Origin of the sequence: Nocardiopsis trehalosi NBRC 14201 (assembly GCF_001552555.1) — a bacterium.
In the GTDB taxonomy this organism is placed as follows: domain Bacteria; phylum Actinomycetota; class Actinomycetes; order Streptosporangiales; family Streptosporangiaceae; genus Nocardiopsis_B; species Nocardiopsis_B trehalosi.
Genome location: NZ_BCRK01000019.1, coordinates 16,415 through 40,451, shown reverse-complemented (window position 1 = coordinate 40,451; position 24,037 = coordinate 16,415). Strand labels below are relative to the sequence as shown.

The 24,037-nt window shown below is 74.6% G+C and carries 19 protein-coding genes and 1 tRNA gene; 14 read left to right on the top strand and 6 right to left on the bottom strand.

All coding sequences use genetic code 11. The features are described from left to right. Positions 1-2 precede the first annotated feature (2 nt). The 5 genes from NT8_RS05855 to mmsB all read left to right on the top strand — a co-directional run bounded on the left by NT8_RS05855 (position 3) and on the right by mmsB (position 6,607). The gene (locus tag NT8_RS05855) at positions 3-1,013 is read left to right on the top strand and encodes an arabinan endo-1,5-alpha-L-arabinosidase (protein WP_067965055.1); all 1,011 of its coding nucleotides are present in this window, start codon (positions 3-5) and stop codon (positions 1,011-1,013) included. Positions 1,014-1,110: 97 nt separating this feature from the next. Beyond that, positions 1,111-2,625 carry an arabinosylfuranosidase ArfA gene (gene arfA / locus NT8_RS05850; RefSeq protein ID WP_067965054.1) on the top strand — a complete coding sequence of 505 codons (1,515 nt, stop codon included), beginning with the start codon at positions 1,111-1,113 and terminating at the stop codon, positions 2,623-2,625. Between the two features lie 35 nt (positions 2,626-2,660). Beyond that, complete coding sequence (gene chvE, locus NT8_RS05845; RefSeq protein WP_067965052.1) at positions 2,661-3,743, top strand: multiple monosaccharide ABC transporter substrate-binding protein; 1,083 nt, start codon at positions 2,661-2,663, stop codon at positions 3,741-3,743. A 73-nt stretch (positions 3,744-3,816) separates the two neighbouring features. After that, on the top strand, positions 3,817-5,328 hold the full coding sequence (mmsA, locus tag NT8_RS05840) for a multiple monosaccharide ABC transporter ATP-binding protein (RefSeq protein WP_067965082.1): 1,512 nt from the start codon (positions 3,817-3,819) through the stop codon (positions 5,326-5,328). 7 nt (positions 5,329-5,335) lie between these two features. Beyond that, positions 5,336-6,607 (top strand): multiple monosaccharide ABC transporter permease, encoded by a 1,272-nt coding sequence (gene mmsB / locus NT8_RS05835; protein ID WP_084468666.1) that lies wholly within the window; start codon positions 5,336-5,338, stop codon positions 6,605-6,607. Positions 6,608-6,660: 53 nt separating this feature from the next. Here mmsB and NT8_RS05830 read toward each other — a convergent pair whose 3' ends face one another. From NT8_RS05830 to NT8_RS05820, 3 genes are read right to left on the bottom strand one after another with little or no spacing between them, the layout of a single operon-like run. After that, the gene (locus NT8_RS05830) at positions 6,661-7,503 is read right to left on the bottom strand and encodes a carbohydrate ABC transporter permease (protein ID WP_067965050.1); all 843 of its coding nucleotides are present in this window, start codon (positions 7,501-7,503) and stop codon (positions 6,661-6,663) included. Next, positions 7,500-8,393, bottom strand: coding sequence for a carbohydrate ABC transporter permease (locus tag NT8_RS05825; RefSeq protein WP_245646044.1), 894 nt, complete (start codon positions 8,391-8,393; stop codon positions 7,500-7,502). The genes NT8_RS05830 and NT8_RS05825 overlap by 4 nt, the downstream gene beginning before the upstream one ends. A 1-nt stretch (position 8,394) precedes the next feature. Further along, positions 8,395-9,744, bottom strand: a complete 1,350-nt coding sequence (locus NT8_RS05820; RefSeq protein WP_067965048.1) for an extracellular solute-binding protein — start codon at positions 9,742-9,744, stop codon at positions 8,395-8,397. 146 nt (positions 9,745-9,890) lie between these two features. Here NT8_RS05820 and dnaG point away from each other — a divergent pair, with 146 nt between their 5' ends. The 3 genes from dnaG (at position 9,891) to NT8_RS05805 (ending at position 14,579) form a co-directional block, all read left to right on the top strand. Further along, positions 9,891-11,771: a DNA primase gene (dnaG, locus tag NT8_RS05815; RefSeq protein ID WP_067965046.1), complete on the top strand. Its 1,881-nt coding sequence runs from the start codon at positions 9,891-9,893 to the stop codon at positions 11,769-11,771. Positions 11,772-11,842: 71 nt separating this feature from the next. After that, positions 11,843-12,988, top strand: coding sequence for an RNA polymerase sigma factor RpoD (gene rpoD / locus NT8_RS05810; RefSeq protein ID WP_067965043.1), 1,146 nt, complete (start codon positions 11,843-11,845; stop codon positions 12,986-12,988). A gap of 250 nt (positions 12,989-13,238) precedes the next feature. Next, a complete protein-coding gene (locus NT8_RS05805) occupies positions 13,239-14,579 on the top strand; it encodes a glycoside hydrolase family 18 protein (protein ID WP_067965041.1) in 1,341 nt (446 codons plus the stop codon). A gap of 185 nt (positions 14,580-14,764) precedes the next feature. On the opposite strand, the gene NT8_RS05800 is transcribed toward NT8_RS05805, so the two are convergent. Then, on the bottom strand, positions 14,765-15,250 hold the full coding sequence (locus NT8_RS05800; RefSeq protein WP_067965040.1) for a pyridoxamine 5'-phosphate oxidase family protein: 486 nt from the start codon (positions 15,248-15,250) through the stop codon (positions 14,765-14,767). A gap of 610 nt (positions 15,251-15,860) precedes the next feature. Here NT8_RS05800 and NT8_RS05795 point away from each other — a divergent pair. After that, positions 15,861-18,749, top strand: a complete 2,889-nt coding sequence (locus tag NT8_RS05795) for an FAD-binding and (Fe-S)-binding domain-containing protein (protein WP_067965038.1) — start codon at positions 15,861-15,863, stop codon at positions 18,747-18,749. Between the two features lie 152 nt (positions 18,750-18,901). Here the strand turns inward: NT8_RS05795 and NT8_RS05790 are convergent, their stop codons facing one another. Both NT8_RS05790 and NT8_RS05785 read right to left on the bottom strand, forming a co-directional pair. Further along, positions 18,902-19,387, bottom strand: a complete 486-nt coding sequence (locus NT8_RS05790; RefSeq protein WP_067965079.1) for a hypothetical protein — start codon at positions 19,385-19,387, stop codon at positions 18,902-18,904. Positions 19,388-19,400: 13 nt separating this feature from the next. Then, positions 19,401-19,709, bottom strand: a complete 309-nt coding sequence (locus NT8_RS05785; RefSeq protein ID WP_067965036.1) for a hypothetical protein — start codon at positions 19,707-19,709, stop codon at positions 19,401-19,403. Positions 19,710-19,849: 140 nt separating this feature from the next. Between NT8_RS05785 and NT8_RS05780 the strand changes: the two genes are divergently transcribed. From NT8_RS05780 to NT8_RS05760, 5 genes are all read left to right on the top strand, one after another. Beyond that, positions 19,850-19,922, top strand: a tRNA-Asn gene (locus tag NT8_RS05780). A gap of 343 nt (positions 19,923-20,265) precedes the next feature. Then, positions 20,266-20,727 (top strand): hypothetical protein, encoded by a 462-nt coding sequence (locus NT8_RS05775; RefSeq protein ID WP_067965034.1) that lies wholly within the window; start codon positions 20,266-20,268, stop codon positions 20,725-20,727. Positions 20,728-20,876: 149 nt separating this feature from the next. After that, complete coding sequence (locus NT8_RS05770; protein WP_245646043.1) at positions 20,877-21,971, top strand: helix-turn-helix domain-containing protein; 1,095 nt, start codon at positions 20,877-20,879, stop codon at positions 21,969-21,971. Continuing rightward, positions 21,968-22,246: a hypothetical protein gene (locus tag NT8_RS05765; RefSeq protein ID WP_067965032.1), complete on the top strand. Its 279-nt coding sequence runs from the start codon at positions 21,968-21,970 to the stop codon at positions 22,244-22,246. The genes NT8_RS05770 and NT8_RS05765 overlap by 4 nt, the downstream gene beginning before the upstream one ends. A gap of 105 nt (positions 22,247-22,351) precedes the next feature. Continuing rightward, on the top strand, positions 22,352-23,980 hold the full coding sequence (locus NT8_RS05760; RefSeq protein ID WP_067965030.1) for a bifunctional aspartate transaminase/aspartate 4-decarboxylase: 1,629 nt from the start codon (positions 22,352-22,354) through the stop codon (positions 23,978-23,980). Positions 23,981-24,037: the final 57 nt, after the last annotated feature.

Genomic DNA, 24,037 nt, shown 5'->3' with positions numbered 1-24,037 from the left:
CCATGCACGTCTCCACCCCCACCGGACTGCGGGCCGCGGCGGCCGCGGCCGCCCTCGCCGCCGCCGTCCCCCTCGCCGCGGCCACCGCCGCCCCCGCGGCCGCCGACCCCGTCGACGTCGCCGTCCACGACCCCGCCCTCGTCGCCGGCGGCGCCGGCGAGGACTGGTACGTCTTCGGCACCGGCGACGCCGCCGTCGCCGACGGCAACATCACCATCCACACCTCGCCCGACGGCGACGACTGGACCCCCGCCGGGCACGTCTGGCGCACCAAGCCCGCCTGGATCACCCGGGAGATCCCCGGCGCCACCAACCTGTGGGCGCCCGAGGTCTACGAGCACGACGGCACCTACTACCTCTACTACTCGGCGTCCACCTTCGGCTCCAACCGCTCCCTCATCGGCCTGGCCACCAGCCCCACCCTCGACCCCGACGACCCCGACTACGGCTGGACCGACCGGGGCAAGGTGTTCGAGTCGCACAGCGGCGACCCCTACAACGCCATCGACCCCGGCATCGTCGAGGACGCCGACGGCACCCCGTGGATGGCGTTCGGCTCGTTCTGGAGCGGCATCCGCATGGTGGAGCTGTCCTGGCCCTCCGGCACCGCCGTGCCCGGCGCCGAGGTGCTGCACCTGGCCGACCGCCGCTCGCCGCCCAACGCCGTCGAGGCGCCCTACATCGTCCACCGCGGCGGCTACTACTACCTGTTCGTCTCCTTCGACACCTGCTGCGCCGGACTCGACAGCACCTACCGGATCGCCGTCGGCCGCTCCACCTCGGTGACCGGCCCCTACGTCGACCGCGCCGGGGTCCCCCTCCTCCAGGGCGGCGGCACCGTGCTGCTCGCCGGCCGCGGCGCCGACGTCGCCGCCGGCGGCCAGTCGCTGTCCGGCCCCGGCGGCGCCTACATCGCCTACCACCGCTACGGCCCCTACGACACCCCCGGGGCGTTCCGCCTCGGGATCGAGGCCGTCACCTGGTCCGGCGGCTGGCCCCGGCTCGCCCCCTGACCCGCACGGGCGGCCGCCGCGCGGCGGCCGCCCGCCCCACCGCCCGCCACCGCCTCGCCCGTACCGGCCCCGCCGCCGAGACTCCAGGGACCCGCACATGCTCACCGCCGCCATGACCCTCGACCCCGCGTTCCGCGTCGCCCCCGTCCACCGCCGCACCTTCGGCTCGTTCGTGGAACACATGGGCCGCTGCGTCTACACCGGTATCTACGAGCCCGGCCACCCCACCGCCGACGCCGACGGGTTCCGCCGCGACGTCGCCGACCTCACCCGTGAACTGGGGGTGACCACCGTGCGCTACCCCGGCGGCAACTTCGTCTCCGGCTACCGGTGGGAGGACGGCGTCGGCCCGCGCGAGCGGCGCCCCGTCCGCCGCGACCTCGCCTGGCACAGCACCGAGACCAACCACTTCGGCCTGAACGAGTTCATCCGGTGGACCCGGTCGCTCGGCATCGAACCGATGATGGCGGTCAACCTCGGCACCCGGGGCGTCCAGGAGGCCCTCGACCTGCTGGAGTACGCCAACCACCCCGGCGGCACCGAGCTGTCCGACCGCCGCGCCGCCCACGGCCACCCCGAGCCGCACGGCGTCCGCATGTGGTGCCTGGGCAACGAGATGGACGGCCCCTGGCAGGTCGGCCACATGACCGCCCGCGAGTACGGGCGGCTGGCCGCCCGGACCGCCCGCGCCATGCGGATGAGCGACCCGGGGCTGGAGCTCGTCGCCTGCGGCAGCTCCGGGTCGGGCATGCCCACCTTCGGCGCCTGGGAGGCCGAGGTGCTCCAGGAGTGCTACGACGCGGTCGACTACGTGTCGCTGCACGCCTACTACGAGGAGCACGACGGCGACCTCGGCAGCTTCCTCGCCTCCGCAACCGACATGGACCACTTCATCGAGTCCGTGGCGGCCACCGCCGACGCCGTCCGCGCCCGCCTCAAGGCGCGCAAGCGCATCATGCTCTCCTTCGACGAGTGGAACGTCTGGTACCTCAGCCGGTTCCAGGGCGAGGAGCAGCGCACCGACTGGCCCACCGCCCCCCGCGTCATCGAGGACCGCTACTCCCTCGCCGACGCCGTCGTCGTCGGCAACCTGCTGATCTCCCTGCTGCGGCACAGCGACCGGGTGACCGCGGCCAGCCAGGCGCAGCTCGTCAACGTCATCGCGCCCATCATGACCGAGCCGGGCGGCCCCGCCTGGCGGCAGACGGTCTTCCACCCCTTCGCGCTGACCGCCCGCGCGGCGGCGGGGCACGTGCTGCGGGTGGAGCCCGAGGCGCCGCTGTACACCACCGAGCGCCACGGCGACGCCCCGGTGCTCGACGCCGTCGCCACCCACGACCCCGGCAACGGGGCCGCCGCCGTGTTCGCCGTGAACCGGTCCACCGACCACCCGCTGACCCTCGACATCGACCTCCGCGGCCTCGATGCTGAGCGGGTCACCGAGTGCCTCACCCTCTCCGACGACGACGTCTACGCCACCAACACCGCGGAGGACCCCGACCGGGTGCGCCCCCGCCCCAACAAGGACACCACCCTGTCCGGCGGCCGGCTGACCGCCGTCCTCCCCCCGGTGTCCTGGACCGTCATCCGGCTCGCCACGACGGCGGCCTGACCCCCATCGGAAGTGCGACACAACGAGGTGCAGACATGAACGGAAGACTCCTTGCCGCGTCCCTGCTGGGGACCTCCCTGCTGCTGTCGTCGTGCGGCGGCGTCGGCGACGCCGCCCGCGAGGACGGCGAGAACGGCCTCATCGGCATCGCGATGCCCACCCAGTCCTCCGAGCGGTGGGTGGCCGACGGCCAGGGCATGGTCGAGCAGTTCGAGGAGGCCGGCTACGGCACCGACCTCCAGTACGCCGAGGACGTGGTCGAGAACCAGGTCTCGCAGATCGAGAACATGATCACCAAGGGCGTCGACGCCCTGGTCATCGCCGCCATCGACGGCGAGGCGCTGAGCGACGTCCTGCAGATGGCCGCCGACAGCGACATCCCGGTCATCTCCTACGACCGGCTCATCCTCGGCACCGAGAACGTCGACTACTACGCCACCTTCGACAACTACCAGGTGGGCGTGCTCCAGGGCACCTACATCGAGGAGGCCCTCGACCTGGCGAACGAGGAGGGCCCGTTCACCATCGAGCTGTTCGGCGGCTCGCCCGACGACAACAACGCCTACTTCTTCTACGACGGCGCCATGTCGGTCCTGCAGCCCTACATCGACGAGGGCGTCCTGGAGGTGCGCAGCGGCCAGACCGACATGGAGCAGATCGCCACCCTGCGCTGGGACGGCGCCACCGCCCAGGCCCGCATGGACAACCTGCTCAGCGCCAACTACTCCGACGAGGACCTCGACGCCGTGCTGTCGCCCTACGACGGCATCAGCATCGGGGTGATCTCCTCGCTCAAGGGCGTCGGCTACGGCACCGAGGACAAGCCGCTGCCGGTCATCACCGGCCAGGACGCCGAGGTCGCCTCGGTCAAGTCGATCATCGCGGGCGAGCAGACCCAGACCGTCTTCAAGGACACCCGCGAGCTGGCCGAGGTCGCGGTGTCCATGACCGACGCCGTGGTCCAGGGCGAGGAGCCCGAGGTCAACGACACCGAGAGCTACGACAACGGCACCAAGGTCGTCCCGTCCTTCCTGCTGGAGCCGGTCTCCGTCGACGCCGACAACTACGAGGCCGAACTGATCGAGAGCGGCTACTACGAGGAGTCGGACCTCGCATGAGCGCCCATCGACACCGGACGGCGGCCGCCGGGCCGCGGAGAGGGCGGGCGCCGTGGACGACGTGATCCTGCGGATGCGCGGCATCGGCAAGGAGTTCCCCGGCGTGCGCGCGCTCGACGGGGTGGACCTGCGGGTGGCGCGCGGCGAGATCCACGCCCTCATGGGCGAGAACGGCGCCGGCAAGTCCACCCTGATGAAGGTGCTCAGCGGGGTCTACCCGCACGGCTCCTACAGCGGGGAGATCCTGGTCGACGGTGAACCCGCCCGGTTCTCCGGGGTGCGCGACAGCGAGCGCGCCGGCATCGCCATCATCCACCAGGAGCTGGCGCTCATCCCGCAGCTGTCCATCGCCGAGAACATCTTCCTCGGCAACGAGCGGACGCGCGGGCGCGGCGTGGTCGACTGGGGCCGCACCGCGGGCGAGGCGCGGGCGCTGCTGCGCCGGGTCGGCCTGGACGAGGACCCCACCCTGCCGGTGGCCTCGCTCAGCGTCGGCCGGCAGCAGCTGGTCGAGATCGCCAAGGCGCTCTCCAAGGAGGTGCGGCTGCTCATCCTGGACGAGCCCACCTCCGCCCTCAACGAGGCCGAGAGCGACAACCTGCTGGAGCTGCTGCGCGAGCTGCGGGGGCAGGGCATCACCGCCATCCTGATCTCGCACAAGCTCGGCGAGGTGACCCGGGTCGCCGACACCATCACCGTGCTGCGCGACGGGCGGTGCGTGGAGACCCTGGCCATGGCCGACGGCGGCGTCGACGAGGACCGCATCATCCGCGGGATGGTCGGCCGCGACCTCGACCACCGCTACCCCGAGCGGGTCCCCGACATCGGGGAGGTGCGGTTCGAGGTCCGCGACTGGACGGTCGACCACCCCACCCAGGTGGGCCGGCGCGTGGTCGACGGGGTCGGACTGACCGTGCGCCGCGGCGAGATCGTCGGCCTGGCCGGGCTCATGGGCGCCGGCCGCACCGAGTTCGCGATGAGCCTGTTCGGCCGCTCCTACGGGCGCTACGTCTCCGGGACGGTCCGCAAGGACGGCGCCGACCTGCGGGTGCGCGACGTCGGCGACGCCATCGCCGGCGGCATCGCCTACGTGCCCGAGGACCGCAAGGAGCTGGGGCTCATCCTGGACGACGACATCCGGCGCAACCTCACGCTGGCCGGGCTGCGCCGGGTCAGCGGCCGGGGGGTCATCGACTCCGCGCGCGAGGCGGTCGCCGCCGAGGAGATGCGCGGGCGGATGCGGGTCAAGAGCCGCGACGTCTTCCAGGCCACCGGCGACCTCAGCGGCGGCAACCAGCAGAAGGTCGTCCTCGGCAAGTGGATGTTCACCGAACCGGACCTGCTGATCCTGGACGAGCCGACGCGCGGGATCGACGTCGGCGCCAAGTACGAGATCTACCTGATCGTGCAGCGGCTGGCGGCCCAGGGGGCGAGCGTCCTGCTCATCTCCTCGGAGCTGCCCGAACTGCTCGGCATGTGCGACCGCATCTACGCCATGTGCGAGGGCCGCATCACCGGCGAACTGCCCCGCGCGCAGGCCGGACAGGAGCCCCTGATGAAGCTGATGACCCGGACGAGGGCGTGACCGACCGATGAATGCCATCCGCGACGTGCTGCGCAACAACGCACGCCAGTACGGCATGGTGATCGCCCTGGCGATCATCGTGATCCTGTTCCAGATCCTCACCGGCGGGCTGCTGCTGCGCCCGCTGAACATCACCAACCTGATCATGCAGAACTCCTACGTCCTGATCCTGGCGATCGGGGTGATGCTGGTGATCGTCACCGGCCACATCGACCTGTCGGTGGGGTCGGTGGTGGCGTTCGTCGGCGCGGTGTCGGCGATCATGCTGACCGGGTGGGGGCTGCCCATGCCGGTCGTGGTGCCGCTCGCCCTGGTGCTGGGCGCCCTCATCGGCGCCTGGCAGGGGTTCTGGATCGCCTACGTGCGCATCCCCGCGTTCATCGTCACCCTCGCCGGGATGCTGGTGTTCCGCGGCGCCACCATGGTCGTCCTCGGCGGCGAGTCCATCGGCCCGCTGCCGGAGTCGCTGCGCGCCCTCGCCAGCGGGTTCGTGCCCGACATCGGCGACACCGGGGTGCACGTGCCCACCATGGTCCTGGCGGTGGCCGCCGCGGCGGTCCTCGTCTGGCTGCGGTGGCGCACCCGGGCGCGCAACCTCCGCTACGAGCTGCCGGTCGCCTCGCCCGCCACCACCGCCGCCGCCTCGGCGGCGACCGCGCTGGTCGTCCTGGTGTTCGCCTACGCGCTGGCGGTCTACAACGGCATCCCCGTCGTCGGGCTGCTGCTGATCGTGCTGATCGTGGGCTACTCGTTCGTCATGAACTCCACCACCACCGGGCGGCACATCTACGCGGTGGGCGGCAGCGAGAAGGCCGCCATGCTGTCCGGGGTGAAGACGAAGCGCACCACCTTCTGGGTGTTCGTCAACATGGGCGTCCTGTCGGCGCTGGCCGGCCTGGTCTTCACCGCCCGGCTCAACGCCGCCACCCCGCGCGCCGGCACCATGTTCGAGCTCGACGCGATCGCCGCCGCGTTCATCGGCGGCGCGTCGGCCTCGGGCGGCGTGGGCACCGTCATCGGCGCCGTCGTCGGCGCCCTGGTCATGGGCGTGATGAACAACGGCATGTCGCTCATCGGCCTCGGCGTCGACTGGCAGCAGCTCATCAAGGGCCTGGTGCTGCTCGCCGCCGTCGCCTTCGACATCTACAACAAGAAGCGCGTCGGCTCGGGCCGCGCGCACGCGGCGTCCACCCCCGCCCCCGATCCCGCGCCCGCCCCACCCGGCGACGCGGGCGACCGGGCCGCGTCGGGCGCCGGGGCGGGCCGCCCCGGCGGCTGACCGGCCGGCGCGACCGCCGGGGGCCGCCCGCACGGGCGACCCCCGGCGCCGCCTCACCCCTTCATCGCCCCGCCCAGCGCGAACCGCCCGCCCAGGGCCCGCGACACCGCGAGGTACAGCACCACCACGGGCAGCGTGTAGACCAGCGAGAACGCCGCCAGCTCGCCGTAGCGGACCGTCCCGTACTGGTCGAAGAAGGTGTAGACGCGGACCGCGGCGGGAAGCCGGTCCGGGCTCTTCAGCAGGATGAACGGGACGAAGAAGTTCCCCCAGGTCGCCACCAGGGTGAACACGCCCACCACCGCCATCCCCGGCGCCAGCAGCGGCACCACCAGGAACCGCAGCGACTGCCAGGCCGACGCGCCGTCGACCCAGGCCGCCTCCTCCAGCTCCACCGGCACCCCGTCGAGGAAGTTCTTCGTCAGCCAGATGCCGAACGGCAGGCTCGACGCGGCCAGGAACAGCATCGTGGCGAACCGGGAGTCCAGCAGCCCGGCCTGCACGAACATGCTGTAGACCGGCACCATGATGGCGGTCAGCGGGAGCCCGGTCGCGAACAGCACCGTGTACAGGAACGGCCGGCGGAACCGCAGCGTGTAGCGCGACAGCGGGTAGGCGGCGAGCACCGACGCGGCCACCGTGACCAGGGCGGCGCCGCCGCACAGCAGCAGGCTGTTGCCCACCGGCACGAACACGGTCTCCGGCGTGAGCACCGCCCGGAAGTGGTCCAGGGTCAGCCCGGACGGCGGGCGGGCCCGCAGCGACGCCCGCGGGTCGACCGCCGCGAACACCAGCCACAGCAGCGGCACCAGGAACGCCGCCGCCAGGACGGCCAGCGCGAGGTGCGCCGCGGCCGACGCCGCCGCCCGCGACGGCGAGGACACCGAGCGCGTCATCGGACCTCCTCGGGACGCAGGGCGCGGATGTAGACCGCGGAGAACAGGCCGGCCACCACCAGCAGCGCCAGCGCCACGGCGGTGCCGTAGCCGAGGTCGCCGAACCGCAGCGCCTCCTGGTACATCAGCAGCGGCAGCGTTGTGGTGCGCCCGCCCGGGCCGCCCGCCGTCATCACGTAGATCAGCGTGAACACCTGCACCGTCTGCAGCGTCACCAGCAGCAGCGTGGTCGCCAGCGTGCGGCGCAGCAGCGGCAGGACCACGTGCCACAGCACCTGGAGCCGGCCCGCGCCGTCGACCCGCGCCGCCTCCTCCAGGTCGGTGGGCACCTCGGCCAGGCCGGCGGCGTAGGTCATCATCGAGAACGCCGTCCCCTTCCACACGTTGGCCAGCACGACCGCCAGCATCGGCGCCGTGTAGAGCCAGTTCTGCGGGGCGGCGCCCACCGCGCCCAGCAGGGCGTTGAGCGTGCCCTCGCGCTCCAGGAACGCCACCCACACGAACCCGGCCACCACCTCCGGCACCACCCACGCGCCGACCACCACGACGGTGACCGCGCCCCGCACCGGCGCCGAGCGGTGGCGCGCCAGCAGCGCCAGCACCAGCCCGAGCGCGGTCTGGCCGACCACGCCGGAGGCGAGCAGGAACACCGCGGTGAGCACCGTCGCGTCGAGGAACGCGGGGTCGGCGAGCAGCCGCGCGAAGTTGGCGAAGCCCACGAAGCGGGTGTCGGCGGCCGCGGCGCCGGTGAGCGCCGCGTTGGTGAACGACGCCCACACCGTCCAGACGATCGGCCCGGCGAAGAACGCCAGGAGCAGCAGGACCGCCGGCGCCAGCGGGAGCAGGCGCAGGGCGGCGGCGCGCGGGCCGCCCGCCGTCACGGCGGCCACCTCAGCCCTCCCGCACGTTGTCGGGGCCGACCACGCCCGCCACCTCGTCGGCGTAGGCGGCGGCCGCCTCCTCCGGGGTGGCGTCGCCCAGCATCACGGCCTCCATCGCCTGCTGGATCGCCAGGGAGACCCGCGGGTAGTCGCCGTAGGCCGGGCGGAAGTGGGTGACGTCGACCAGGTCGGCGGCCGCGTCGGGGGTGGGGTCCGCCGCCTGGAACTCCTCGGACGAGGCGACGTCGTCGCGCAGCGGGATCTGCGCCCCTTCGACCGCGAACAGGGTGGCGTTCTCCCGGTTCAGGGCGTGCGCCATGACCTCCCACGCGAGGTCGGGGTTGGTGCTCGCGGAGCCCAGCGCCAGGCTCCACCCGCCCGACATGCTGGTGGCGCCGGGGTCCTGGCCCTCCCGCGTCGGCATGGGGGCGAACCGCATGGTGTCCGCCCACTCCGGCCACGGCTGGTTGGCGCTCTCGATCCAGGACTGGGTCGCCCACGACCCCTCCAGGCTGATCGCCAGCTCGCCGGCCGGGATGCGCTCCTCGTTGTTGAGCGTGCCGACCGCCGGGTTCAGCGCGTCCCGGGGGTCGAGCGCCAGCCCTTCGGCGTACACGGCGCGCACGAACTCCAGCGACGCGAGGAACCCGGGCGTGCCGGTGCGCCACTCGCGGGCGTCCTCGTCGTAGAGGGTGTCGCCGGTGCCGCTGAGCAGCATCTGGAAGCCCTGCATCGACGCCATCTCCCCGGCGGGGGTGCCGGCGTACACGTTGAGCGGGGTGACCTCGGCGCCGAACTCCTCCTTGACGGCGCGCGCCGCCTCCAGCACCTCGTCCCAGGTCGCGGGCTCCCACGGGACCGCCACACCCGCGCGCTCCAGCAGGTCGGCGTTGTACCAGAGGCCGCGGGTGTCGGTGCCGAGCATCACGCCGTAGCGGTGCCCGTCGAGCGCGGTCACCGCGGCGTCGGCGCGCGCGTGGTACTGCTCGGCGTCGGGCCACGCCGCCCAGTAGTCGTCGATGGGCGCGAGGTAGCCCGCCTCGACGTCCTGGTTGATGGTGAACGTGTCCTCGTAGATCACGTCCGGCGCCTCGGCGGGGGAGCCGTTCATGAGGTTGACCTGGGTCTGGTAGTCCTCGGCGGGGGCCTCGATCGGCCGCAGCTCCACGGTGGCCTCGGGGTGGGCGGCCTCGAACTCCTCCTTCACCTTGCGGAACAGGGTGTCGGCGGCGTGGAAGGTGCCGTAGTCCTGGTAGACCACGGTGATGGTGTCGGGGTCGTCCTCGGACGCCCCGCAGCCGGCGGCGGTCAGCGCGGCGGCCAGGGCGGCGGCGGAAAGGGAGATCGGCGTTCGACGCATGGGCTCCTCCTCCTGCGAAGGATGATGCACCTGGGGGTGACGTGCATCACTCCCGACTGTCGCACGCGGGGCGCCCGCGATCCACCGCCGTCCCCAGGGGGCGGCCGGCCGTCGCGGGGACGCCGCGGGCGAACTACGCTGGGCCCGTGGCCGGCCGCATCCGAGATGAAGACGTCGCGCTCGTCCGCGAGCGCGCCCCCATCGCCGACGTCATCGGCGAGTACCTCCAGCTGCGCAGCGCCGGCGGCGGCTCCCTCAAGGGCCTGTGCCCCTTCCACGACGAGAAGTCCCCGTCGTTCAACGTCACCCCGGCCCGCAACCTCTGGTACTGCTTCGGCTGCGGCGAGGGCGGCGACGTCATCGGCTTCCTCCAGCGCATCGAGGGGCTCGGGTTCGTCGAGGCCGTCGAGTCCCTGGCCCAGCAGGCCGGCGTCCGGCTCCGCTACGAGCAGGGCGGCACCTCCGGCCGCGGCGACCCCGGCCGCCGCCAGCGCCTGGTCGACGCCCACCGCGCCGCCCAGGAGTTCTACGCCGAGCAGCTGCTCACCCCCGCCGCCCAGGAGGGCCGCCGGTTCCTCGGCGAACGCGGCTTCACCCGCGCCGACGCCGAGCGGTTCGGGGTCGGCTTCGCCCCGCCCGGCTGGGAGGCCCTCACCTCCCACCTGCGCGCCAAGGGCTTCACCGACCAGGAGATCATCACCGCCGGCCTGGCCGGGCAGGGGCGGCGCGGCGCCTACGACAAGTTCCGCGGCCGCCTGGTCTGGCCGGTCCGCGAGGTCACCGGCGAGGTCGTGGGGTTCGGCGCCCGCAGGCTCGACCCCGACGACGACGGCCCCAAGTACCTCAACACCCCCGAGACCCCCATCTTCAAGAAGGGCAACCTGCTCTACGGGCTCGACCTCGCCAAGCGCGACATCTCCCGCACCCGCCGCGCGGTCATCGTCGAGGGCTACACCGACGTCATGGCCTGCCACCTCGCGGGCGTCACCACCGCCGTGGCCACCTGCGGCACCTCCTTCGGCGAGGAGCACCTGCGGGTGCTGCGCCGGATGCTGCTGGGCCGCTCCAACCAGGGCGGCGAGGTCGTGTTCACCTTCGACGGCGACGCCGCCGGGCAGAAGGCCGCCGTCCGCGCGTTCGCCGAGGAGCACGGCTTCGCCTCCGAGACCTTCGTCGCCGTCCAGCCCGACGGCCTCGACCCCTGCGACCTCCGGCTGCGCCACGGCGACTCCGCGGTGGTCGACCTCGTCGACGCCCGCAAACCGCTGTACGAGTTCATGATCCGCAACGTCATCGAGCAGTACGACCTCGACACCCCCGAGGGGCGCATGGCCGGGCTCGACGCCGCCGCCGAGATCGTCGCCAGCATCCGCAACGAGGGGGTGCGCAAGCTCTACGCGGTCAACCTCGACCGCTGGCTCGGCATCATGGACGAAGGCTTCGTGCAGCGCCGGGTCGCCCAGCACCTCGGCGCCGCCCGGCGCGGCGGCACCGCGCCGCGCCGCCCCGCGCCCCCGGCCCCGCCCGGCGCCGCCGACTCCGCGCCCTACGACCTGCGCGACCCCTCGCTCCAGCGCGAACGCCAGGCGCTCAAGATCGCGGTGCAGCACCCCGGGCTGGCGGCCGACTTCGACGACCTCACCGAGGAGTCGTTCACCGTGCCCCAGCACCGGGCCGTGCACGGCCTGGTCCGCGAACTCGGCGGGGTGGGCGCGGCCGGCGACTCCGCGTCGTGGGCGGCGGCCCTGCGCGCGGCCGCCCCCAACGACGCCCAGCGGGCGTTCGTCACCCGCCTCGCGGTCGAGCCCATCGAGGTCTACGGCGAGCTGGACGAGTTCCAGGCCCGCGAGATCCTCGGCACGATCCGCGTGCATTCCATCAATCGGCAGGTCGCAAACCTCAAATCCCGGCTCGGGCGGCTCGACCCCGCCGCCGACGCCGACGAGTACCAGCGCGTCTTCGCCGACCTCATGGCCCTTGAGCAGCAGCGACGCCTGATGCGCGAGCGCGCGGCGGGGGCCACGTAGCACCGAGGTGACAAAAGTAGGCCCCTCCCTTCCGGGGGGTGAGCGGGCACACTGGAGGGGTGGCTCTCACGGTGCTGCCCGGCGACACACCTCCCATCCGGCAGGTGGCGCACCTGGTCGCGGCCGACACGTCCGGCGGACCGGTGACCCTCACCGAGGTCGCCTCCGCCCTGGACCGCCTCGACGCCCCTCCCGAATCGCTGGACCAGGTCGTCCGCGGCCTGGCGCAGCAGGGCGTCGACGTCGTCGACCCGTCAGCCGACGAGCCGGCGCCCGCCCTGGACGACCCCGGGCACAGGGCGCCGACCGGCGACCTGGTACGCATCTACCTGCGCGAGATCGGCCGCGTGCCGCTGCTCTCGGCAGAAGACGAAGTGGAACTCGCCAAATCCATCGAGGTCGGGCTGTACGCCGCGCAGAAGCTCCGCGCCGGCCCCCCGGCGGACGGCCCCGGCGCGGCCGCACCCGACGACCTGCGCGCCCTCGTCGCCGAGGGCGAACGCGCCAAGCGCCGGCTCATCGAGTCCAACCTGCGGCTCGTGGTGTCCATCGCCAAGCGCTACATCGGCCGCGGCATGCTCCTGCTCGACCTGGTGCAGGAGGGCAACCTCGGGCTGATCCGCGCGGTCGAGAAGTTCGACTACACCAAGGGCTTCAAGTTCTCCACCTACGCCACCTGGTGGATCCGCCAAGCCATCACCCGCGCCATCGCCGACCAGGCCCGCACCATCCGCATCCCGGTGCACATGGTCGAGACCATCAACAAGCTCATGCGGGTGCAGCGGCGGATGCACCAGGAGCTCGGCCGCGAACCCACCCCGGCCGAGCTCTCGCGCGAGATGGGGTTCGGCCACGACCGGGTGCGCGAGATCCAGCGCCTCGCCCAGGAGCCCGTGTCGCTCCAGGCCCCCATCGGCGAGGAGGACTCCGACTTCGGCGACTTCATCGAGGACTCCGACGCGATCGCCCCGGTCGAGGCCGCGGCGTTCGTGCTGCTCCAGGACCGCCTCGTGGCGCTGCTGGGCGACCTGTCGGCCCGCGAGCGGCGCATCATCCGGCTCCGCTTCGGCCTGGCCGACGGCCACCCGCGCACCCTCGAAGAGGTCGGCCGCGAGTTCGGGGTGACCCGCGAGCGCATCCGCCAGATCGAGTCCAAGACCCTCGCCAAACTCCGCCACCCCTCCCGCGCCCGCACCCTCCGCGACTTCCTGGAGTGACCCGGGCGCAGCACGGCGTCCCGCGACCGAGCGGGGGCCGGCCGCACCCGGGCGCTCCCGGCTCCGGGGGGCGCGCGGTCCGCCGCGCCCCTCCGCGCCCCCCGGGATCGGCCCCGCCGCACCGCACCGCCGGGCCCGTCCCAACGCGCCGGCGCGGGCCGGGGTTCCCCGCCGCGCCGGTCCGGCCTGTTGTGGCCGTGTCCGCCCGCTCCCGCCCCCGGGCGGCGGCGCCGCCGCTACGGTCGGGGTGATGTCAGCACAGCGGCGGTGGGCGCGCGTCCGCCGGGCGGCCCTGGGGGCCGGCGCGGCGGCGGCGATCGCCGCCCTCGCCGCCGGCGCCCTCGTCGCGCTGTCCGACCCCGCCGCCGACACCCCCGCCGCGCCGCCGCACCGCTTCGCCTATTTCGCCGACTGGAACATCGCCAATCGCGGCCACACCCTCGCCGACGTCGACGGCAGCGGGGCCGCCGCCCGCCTCACCCGGATCATGTGGGCGTTCGGCGACGTCACCGCCGACGGCCGGTGCGGCATCCCCGCCGACGGCGACGTCCAGGCGTGGGAGCTGTACCAGCGGCGCTACGCCGCCGAGGACAGCGTCGACGGCCGGGCCGACGCCTACGAGCAGCCCCTCGCGGGCGGCCTCAACCAGCTCCGCGCGCTGCGCGAACGCCACCCGGACCTGCACGCCAGCATCTCCCTCGGCGGGTGGAACTGGTCGACGCACTTCTCCCGCGCCGCCCGCACCCCCGAGTCGCGGGCCGCGTTCGCCGCGTCCTGCGTCGACCTGTGGCTGCGCGGCGACCTGCCGGTGCGCGACGGCGAGCCGCAGGGCGGGCCGGGCGCGGCCGAGGGCGTGTTCGACGGCATCGACCTCGATTGGGAGTGGCCGGGCGGGGGCGGGCGGCCGGGGACCGCCGAGCACCCCGACGACCTGCGCAACCTCACCCTGCTCGCCGCCGAGTTCCGCGACCGGCTCGACGCCCTGGCGGCCGAGACCGGGCGCTCCTACACCCTGACGGTGTCGCTGCCGAACGACGCCGAGGCGGCGGCCGGGTTCGAACCCGGGCTGTGGGCCCACGTCGACGCGGCGGCCGTGCAGGGCTACGACCTCACCGGGTCGTGGAGCACCACCACCGGCCACCACGCCCAGCTGCACGCGCCCGAGGGCGCCCCGGACGCGGCGGCGGCCAGCGTCGACGCGACCGTGCGCGCCTACCTGGCGGCGGGGCTGCCGCCGGAGAAGCTCGTCGTGGGGGTCCCGGGGTACGGGCGCGGCTGGACGGGGGTCGGCCCCGAGGGCTTCGGCCGGTTCGCCCCGGCCGAGGGCGCCGCCGAGGGCGGCTACGGCGACGGCACCGAGGCCTACGCCGACCTGGAGCGCCGCGAGGGGCGCCGCTTCCTCGATCCCGTGAACGGCGCCTACTGGCTGCACGACGGCGGTGAGTGGTGGAGCTACGACACCCCCGAGACCATCGCCCTCAAGGGGCGCTACGTCCGCGACAACGGCCTGGCCGGCCTCATGCTCTGGAACCTCGACATGGACCCGTCGGGCGACCTGGTCACCGCGATGGACGCCGCCCTCACCCCCTGACCGGCGGCGGCACCCCGTCGAGCCGGGCGCCGCGCGCCTCGCCGGGGCGCGGACGCGGGACCGGGGGCCGTTCGCGCCGTCGACCCGGTCGCGGAGGGCGTCGGCCGGGCGGGGCGACCACCGGTCCGGTGCCCGGACGGTTCCCGGGGCGGCGCCCGTGCGCGGCCCCCGCCTCGCTCCCGGGATCAGGTGCGGGAGGTCTCCGTGAGACCCGCGCCGGGGCGCCAGTGGCGGATGACCAGCCGGTCGCCGTCCACCACCGTGAGCACCACGTCGGTCAGCAGCAGGCGGAACAGGTGGAACGGGCCCGGAGGCGTGCCCGGGGTCCGGTGCCGCTCGATCTCGTCGGGGTCGACCACCTCCACCGCCACCCCCGACACCTTGGCGTCACCGTCCGCCAGCGTCTCGTCGGCCGTACTCGCGTGCAGCGCGTACCGGCCGTCCCGCCGCAGGTCGAGCGCCTTGCGGGCCTGCGGCATCGACCCCAGCAGCAGGTGGCCCCGCTGGTAGTCGACCTCCGTCCCGCTCACCCGGGGCGCGCCGTCCGCCCGCAGCGTCGCCAGTACATGGTGCTTGGCCGCGGTGAACCGCGCCCGCACCGCCGCGGCGAACGCGGGCTCCGCCGCGGCGAACTCGGCCCAACTCACGGCCGTCGTGTCCTTCACCGTCATGCCCGCAGTATCCCCGCCGCACCTGACACCTTCTGTCAGGTTCCCCCGGCGCGTCGGAGAGCCCCGCCCGGCCGCCCCGATGCCGCGACCCGATCACCGGCCGGTGCGGCCCGGTCCACCACCCGGTGCGGCCCGCCGGGACACCCGGCCCGGCGCGCGCCCGCCGGGCCGGACCGGGAGCCGGGCCCTCGCACGGCACCGCCCACCCGGGGCGGGCCGCCGTACGCTCCGGCCTCGCGGCCGATCGCGCTCCACCACCGATGCGGGCGGCGGGCGGCCCCGCACCGCCGCACCCGCCGGGCGGCTAATCCCGTACCGCCGCGCGCGCCGGACACCGCACTCCCGCGTCTGCCGGGGGCGGGCCCCGTACCACACCGTGCCTGTCGCGCGGCGGGCGCCACTTTCCTGTGCCTGCCGGATGCGGGCCGCACCATCGCGCCTGAGGGGTGACAGGTCCCGCACTCCCGCGCCTGGCCCCCGCTGCCGGCCGAGGACCGGGTCGGGTGGTGGGCGTCACACCCCCGCGCTTGCCGGGGGGCGGGTCCTGCACCCCCACGCCCGGCGGGTGGCGTGGTTGCCAGGTGCCGCCTCCGGCGGCCACGCTGGGGGGATGGCCGCCGACTCCTCGCTCCGGACCGCCGCCGACGTCGACCTCCCCGCCTTCCGCCGCGCACTGCGGGACGGCGTCGCCGGGACGGTCGCCTTCGACGCGGGCACCCGCGCCCTCTACACCGCCGACGCCTCCAACTACCGGCACGTGCCCCTCGCGGTGGTCGTCCCCCGCACCGTGGACGACGTCGCCGCCGCCGTCGCCGCCTGCGCCGCCCACGGCGTGCCCGTCACCCCGCGCGGCGCCGGAACCAGCATCGCGGGCAACGCCATCGGGCCGGGGCTGGTCATCGACACGTCCCGGCACCTCACGGCCATCGAGGACGTCGACCCGGCCGCGCGCACCGCCCGCGTCCAGCCCGGCGTCATCCTGGACGACCTGCGCGCGGCCGCCGCCCCGCACGGCCTCACGTTCGGCCCGGACCCCTCCACCCACAACCGGTGCACCCTCGGCGGCATGATCGGCAACAACGCGTGCGGGTCGCACTCGGTGGCGTGGGGGACCACCGCCGACAACGTCGAGTCGCTCGACGTCCTGCTGCCCGACGGCACCCGCATGGCCGTCGGCGCCACCCCCCGGGCCGAGTTCGACCGCCGCGCCGCCCTGCCCACCCGCGACGGCCGGGTGTACGCCGCCCTGCGCGACCTCACCGACGCCCACCTCGCGGACCTGCGCACCGGGATGCCCGACCTCGCCCGCCGCGTCTCCGGCTACGCCCTGGACCGGCTGCTGCCGGAGAAGGGCGGCCACGTCGCCCGGGCGCTCGTCGGCACCGAGGGCACCTGCGTCACCGTCCTCGGCGCCACCGTCCGCCTGGTGCCCGCGCCGCCCGCCCGCGCCCTCGTCGTCCTCGGCTACCCCGACGCCCCGGCCGCCGCCGACGCGGTCCCCGAACTCCTCGGCCACGGCCCCCTCACCGTCGAGGGCCTCAACCACCGGCTGGTCGCCGGACTCGACCGCCCCGGCGCCCGGTCGGGGGTGGCGCTGCCCGACGGCCGCGCCTGGCTCATGGTCGAGATGGGCGGGGACGACCCGGACGCCGCCGCCGAGGCCGGCCGCGCGCTGCTGCGCGGCCTGCGCGGCGCCGCCCGCCCGCTGGGCGCGGTCGTCGCCACCGACCCCGCGCACACCCGCGCCCTGTGGCGCATCCGCGAGGAGGGCGCCGGGCTGGCCTCGCGCACCCCCGCGGGCGCCGAGGCGTGGTCGGGGTGGGAGGACGCCGCCGTCCCGCCCGAGCGGTTGGGCTCCTACCTGCGCGCGTTCGACGCGCTGATGGCCCGGCACGGCCGCGACGGCGTGGTCTACGGCCACTTCGGCGAGGGCTGCCTGCACGTCCGCATCGACTTCGACCTCACCGGCGGCTCCGGCCGGCGCGGGTACCGCGCGTTCCTGGAGGAGGCCGCCGACCTCGTCGCCGCCCACGGCGGGTCGGTCTCCGGCGAGCACGGCGACGGCCAGGCCCGCTCGGAGCTGCTCCCGCGCATGTACGGGCCGCGGCTGCGCGCGGCGTTCGCCGCGTTCAAAGCGGTGTGGGACCCGGAGAACCTGATGAACCCGGGCGTCATCGTCGACCCGCGCCCGCTCGACGCCGACCTGCGCGTGCCCGCCGCCCTGTCCGCCCCGCTGACCGTCCTCGACTACCCCGGCGACGGCGGCGACTTCGCCCGCGCGTTGCGCCGCTGCTCCGGCGTCGGCAAGTGCCGCCGCCACTCCGGGCCGGGCGTGATGTGCCCCAGCTACATGGTCACCCGGGAGGAGAAGCACTCCACGCGGGGGCGGGCGCGGCTGCTGTTCGAGATGGTCAACGGGGAGGTCATCACCGACGGGTGGCGGTCGGAGGAGGTCCGCGACGGCCTCGACCTGTGCCTGTCGTGCAAGGGCTGCCGCAGCGACTGCCCGGTCGACGTCGACATGGCCGCCTACAAGGCCGAGTTCCTGCACCACCACTACCGGGGGCGGCTCCGCCCGGCGGCGCACTACTCCATGGGGTGGCTGCCGGTGTGGGCGCGGCTGGCCGGGCTCGCCCCGGCCGAGGTCGACCGGGCGGTGCGCGCGCCGGGGATGGCGGCGCTGGCCAAGCGGGTGGCGGGGATCGCGCCGGAGCGGTCGATCCCGTCGTTCCCGCGCACCTCCTTCACCCGCTGGTTCCGCCGGCACCGGCCCGCGCCGGGGGAGCGGGGGCGCGTGGTGCTGTGGCCCGACACGTTCTCCGACCGGCTGGAACCCGGGGTGGCCGTCGCGGCCGTGCGGGTCCTGGAGGACGCGGGGTTCCGCGTCGAGCTGCCGAAGGGGCCGGTCTGCTGCGGGCTGACCTGGGTGTCCACCGGGCAGCTCGGGGTGGCGCGGGCGGTGATGCGCCGCGCGGTGCGCGCGCTGGCCCCGCACGTCGTCGCGGGGGTGCCCGTCGTCGGCCTGGAGCCGAGCTGCACCGCCGCGCTCCGCACCGACCTGGTCGAGCTGCTGCCCGGGGCGGCGAGCGAGCGCGTCGCGGCGTCGGTGCACACCTTCGCCGGGTTCCTGCGCTCCCACGCCCCCGACTGGGCGCCGCCGCAGGTGGCGGCGCGCGCCATCGGCCAGGTCCACTGCCACCAGCACGCCGTGACCGGGTTCGACCCGGACCGGGAGCTGATGGAGCGCGCCGGGATCGACGCCGACGTGCTCGACTCGGGGTGCTGCGGGCTGGCGGGGAACTTCGGGTTCGAGAAGGGGCACTACGAGGTGTCGCGGGCGGTGGGGGAGCGGGTGCTGCTGCCCGCGGTGCGCGCGGCCGACCCCGACACGCTCGTGCTCGCCGACGGGTTCAGCTGCCGCACCCAGGTCGCCCAGGAGACCGGCCGCCCCGCCCTCCACCTCGCCCAGGCCCTGGCCCGCGCCCTGCCCCGCGACTGACGCCGCCCCACCCGGCACGGCCGCGCCACCGGACGGGCACGGGCGGGCGGGGCCGGGGTCGGCGGAGCCCGCCCGCAGGCGGCGGGCCGGGCCCCGGATCCGAGCACCGGACCCGCGCCGGGCCGGGTGGGCCGGGCCGGGTGGCCCGGGGCTCAGACCCCGGTCTGCTCGCGCAGGGCGGCCAGGGCGCGGGCGGCGTGGTCGGCCACGCGGGGATCGTCGGGGTCGACGCCCTCGTCCACGTGGACCCGCCAGGTGATGTCGGACCCGCCCGGCGGACGCCGGGCGACCACGGTCAGACCGCGGCCGCCCGGGTCGCCGGTCAGCGGGACGTGGCGGCTGACGACGATGGTGGCGGTGACCCGCTCGTAGACCGTCTCGGCCAGCCGGCCGGGCCGCTCGACGCCGAACGCGCGCGTCCCCACGCCCTCCTCGACGAACGACAGCCCGGTGTCGGACCAGCGGGCGCGGTCGATGCGCTCCCAGGGGGCGGCGTGGCCGTCGGGCAGGTGCAGGGCGCGCGTGGTGGCGACCAGTGTGCCCTCGACGGCGTCGGCGTGGGCCAGGACGCGCTCGCCCGGCACCAGCCGCAGGCGGGCGCGGACGGGGTCGGGGAGCGCGGACCGGCGCAGGTGCAGGCGCACGGGGGCGTCAGGAGCGGCCGGAGGGACCGGTGCCGTTGAGCCCGGCGTTCTGCATCTCGGCCTTCTCCTCCTCGGTGGGGCGGGACAGGAAGTCCTTGACGGAGGAGACGGGGATCTTCTCGCTCACCTTGCCGTAGACGGCCTTGCCGGCGCTGCTCACCTGGGCGCCCACGACCCCGGCGGTCTCCTGCACGGTGGGGCTGTCGGCGATGCGGCGTGCGGTGCGGGCGATCTGCTCGTAGCGGGCCGTGCCGGCCTTGGCCCCGAGCACGTAGCCGATGGCGAGTCCGGCGACGAACGTGATTTTGTAGCGCATGGTGCCCTCTCGGCGTCGACGGTGCTGTCCCCGAGGACGTTACCCCCGAGGGGCCGGATGATGCTGGCCCGAGCAGCTCCGCGGATGCGCTAGTCTATTTCCTGTCGCCAGGGGCCACAGGACCTGGGCGGCGAGCACCATCCCGCGTAGCTCAATTGGCAGAGCAGCCGGCTGTTAACCGGCAGGTTATTGGTTCGAGTCCAATCGCGGGAGCAGCCTCCGGGGCCCGCTCTCATCGAGAGCGGGCCCCGTTCCTTTCCCGGAGCGGTCCGTCGCGAACGATCCCCGTTGTCGTCCTCGGCACGACCCACCGCGACCGACCGTCGCCGATCCCCGGGGCGGTCAACCGCGACCGACCCCGTCGCACGCGGCCCGGCGGCCATGGAGTGCGTCGCGGCCGCCCGGGCGCCGCGCGGCGCCCGGGCGGCCGCGCCCTCAGCACGGCATCGGCTCCGTCCCGGAGGGCCGGGAAAGCGGTTGCTCTGCTGTAGGCTGGCGCACCGTTCAGGCCAACGACGCGGCCCGCCCCGCCGCGACCGCTCCCGGGAGGGGACCGATGACCACCACAACCGCCGCGCGCGCCGGACGTCCCCGAGTGGTGGAGGCGGCGTTCCTGCTGCTGCTCGCGCTGATCGCCGTCGACGTGGTGACCTGGGCGCTGGGCATGTTCGTCATCGCCCCCACGGGACTGGACGAGATGCGCGCGGCCGCCGGGCCCGAGGCGGGGCTCCGCCAGGCCGCCGTCTCCGGCGCCTTCACGGCGGTGATCGCGGCCGTGGGCGTCGTCCTCGCCGTCCTGATCCGCCGGGGCCGCAACTGGGCGCGCCTCGTCCTCGTCGGCATCGCCGCCCTGGTGGTCCTCCTCGACCTGGCCACCATCACCATGGACGGCCCCCCGTGGGCGGGCATGACGGCCTTCACGGCCATCAGCACCATCGCCCCCGCGCTCCTGGCCCTCGCCGCCCTCATCCTCCTCTTCCTCCCCACCGCCAACCCCTACTTCCGCCGCTCGGCGTAGCCCTCGCGCCCGGACCGGCGGATACGGGTACGGCGGTTCCGCCGACCGCCCGCGCGTCCGTTCCGCGACCGCGGCCACATGCTGCCAGGGGAGCGTTCTTTGCCGGGAAAGCATGTTCCCGTGCCCGACGTTGTGCGATCATCGCACACATGACGGAGCTGAGCTGGACGCTGATCGGCGAGCGCGTGCGGGAGAGCAGGGCGGCCGCCGGGTTCTCGCAGCAGGCGCTCGCGGACCGGGTCGGCTTGGAACGCAGCATGATCTCCAAATTGGAGAAGGGCGACCGCCGTATCGACGCGGTCGAACTCGCCCGGCTCGCCCGGGCGCTCGACCTGCCCATAGCCCACTTCCTGACGCGGCCCCCGGAGGTCGTCTCCCGCAGGGCGGCCATCGCCGACGCCGAGGACGTCGGCGACAGCCGGGCGGCGCGCGACGCCTACCGCACCGACGCCGTCCTCTCCGCGTGGCTGCGGGACGTCCGCCAACTGGTGGCGGAGGGGTTCCTCCACCCGGAGCCCCCGCGCCGCTACCCGGGCAAGGCGACCGATGCCAGAGGGGCCGCCCAGGCCGCCCAGTGGCTCCGCGACGAACTGGGCTTGGGGAGGGGCCCGATCGACTCGGTCGCGAAGGCGTGCGAGGACGCGGGACAGTCGGTCGCCGCCGTCGCGCTGCCATCGGACGGCGCCTCCCTGGTCGACGGTGACGTTGCGGTCTCCGTCGTCGCATCGGACCACCCCCCGGGGCGGCGGCGCAGTACGGCGGCCCACGAACTCGGCCACATGGTGCTCGGCGACGAGTTCTCCAGCGACCTCGGCGTCCACGCGTCCCGCGACGACCGTGAGAAGGTCGTCGAGGCGTTCGCCGCCGAGTTCCTGCTGCCCGCCGCCGAAGCGCGCCGGGCCGCCCACGACGGCGACCCCGAGGCGCGCCGCTCGTCGCTCGTCCGCATCTCGGCGACCTACCGGGTCTCGTGGGGGCTGGCGGTCACCCAGCTCCGGCGCGCCGACGCGGTATCCGCCGACGAGGCGCGGCGGCTGCGGTCGCGCACGCCCACCGACGTCGAGTTCCGGGTCGCCGTGGGGTGGAAGCCGCAACCGGACCTGTCGAAGGTCCGCGTCCCCCCGCGCTACGCCTCCGCCGTGGTCGCCGCGCTGCACGCCGACTCCATCACCCCGGCCCGCGCCGTCGAGATGATGCGCGGCCAGGTCTCCATCGACGAACTCACGGAGGAAGTCGAGGAGTGACCTCCCCACCCGCGCGGCTCCTGTTCGACGCGTCCCCGCTGCTGCACTCGGCCAAGGCCGACCGTCTCGACGTCCTGGGTGATCTCGTCCGCGATGCCGAGTGCGTGACGACACGCGCCGTCCTGGACGAGATCGGGCGCCGCCACACCGACGCCCTCTGCACCGTCACCAACGCGTCGGTGCTGGTCGACGATCTGCACACCACGGGGATGCGGCTGCCGTTCGCCAAGGGCGGGTTCGAGTCGTGGGCGCGGGAGAAGAAGCTGCTCGGCTGACGCGGCGCGTTGCGTGTTGTTGGCCGGTGGGGGGTGGTGGCTTGGAGTGGTCGATACGGTTCGCTCTGTAGCGTGGACGGCGCGCCACCTGCGGAAGGAACCGCCATGACCCAGGCCGAGACCTCGCGTGCGGAGCAGCGGCGGTTGGAGCGGCTGAGCCCGTTCGAGCTGAAGGGCCGGCTCATCCGGCTCGCCGGCGACCACAAGAAGAAGGACGCGCTGGCGATGCTGAACGCCGGGCGCGGCAACCCCAACTGGACGGCGGCGCCGCCGCGCGACGCGCTCTTCCTGCTCGGCCGGTTCGCCGTCCTGGAGTGCAAGCGGGACTGGGACGAGTGGCCGGCCGTCGCCGGGATGCCGCGCGCCGACGGCATCGCCGAGCGGCTGCGGGTGTTCCTCGACGGCCACGCCGGCGAACCCGGCGCCGACCTGCTGCGCCGGATGCTCGACGGCGTCCCGGAGGGCGACGCCGACGCCCTCGTGCACGAGTTCGCGGACGCCGTCATCGGCGACAACTACCCGGTGCCCGACCGGATGCTGCCGCACATGGAGCGCATCGTGCACGACTACCTGGTCGACGCGCTGTGCGCGGGCGCCGCCCCCGACCGCCCCTACGACCTGTTCGCCACCGAGGGCGGCACCGCCGCCATGTGCTACGTGTTCGACTCGCTCCAGGCCAACCGGCTGCTGCACCGGGGCGACCGCATCGCGCTCATGACCCCCATCTTCACCCCCTACCTGGAGATCCCGGGGCTGGAGCGCTACGCGTTCGACGTCACGCACATCCGGGCGTCGCGCACCACCGTGCGCGGGTTCCACACCTGGCAGTACGACGACGCCGAGATCGACCGGCTCGCCGATCCGGCCATCCGCCTGCTCTGCCTGGTCAACCCGAGCAACCCGCCGTCGGTCATGCTCGACGGGCGCACGCTCGACCGCATCGCGCGCATCGCCGCCGAACGCAACCGCGATCTGATCATCGTCACCGACGACGTCTACGGCACCTTCGTGGAGGGCTTCACCTCGCTGCTGGCCGCCGCCCCCCGCAACACCATCGGCGTGTACTCGTTCTCCAAGTACTTCGGCGCCACCGGGTGGCGCCTGGGCGTGGTCGCGCTGCACCCGGACAACGTCATCGACGAGCGCATCGCCCGGCTCGGCGCCGACGACACCGAGGCGCTGCGCCGCCGCTACGGGTCGATCACCCTCGACCCGGGCTCCCTGCGGTTCATCGACCGGATGGTCGCCGACAGCCGCGCGGTCGCGCTCAACCACACCGCCGGGCTGTCCACGCCGCAGCAGGCGCAGATGGCGCTCTTCGCCCTGTTCGACCGCCTGTCGGACGACCGCGAGTACCGGGGGCCGACGCGGGAGATCATCGCCCGCCGGCTGCGCGCCCTCGCCGACGGCGCGGCGGTCGACCCGCCGGAGAACCCGCTCCAGGCCGGCTACTACGTCGAACTGGACCTGCTCGAATGGGCCGAGCGCCAGTGGGGGCCGGAGTTCGCGGCGTGGCTGCGCGCCACCTTCGAACCCGTCGACCCGGTGTTCCGGCTGGCGGCCGACGACTCCGTCGTGCTGCTGAACGGCGGCGGGTTCGACGGCCCGGAGTGGTCGGTCCGGGTGTCGATGGCCAACCTGACCCACGACGCCTACGAGCGCATCGGCCGCGCCCTGACCGAGATCGGCGACTACTACCTGACCCGGTACCGGGCCGAGACCGGCCGCCGGTGACCGGCCGCGCCCCGAGCCCCGGGCCGACCGGCCGGGGCGTCCCCGCCGTCCCCGCTG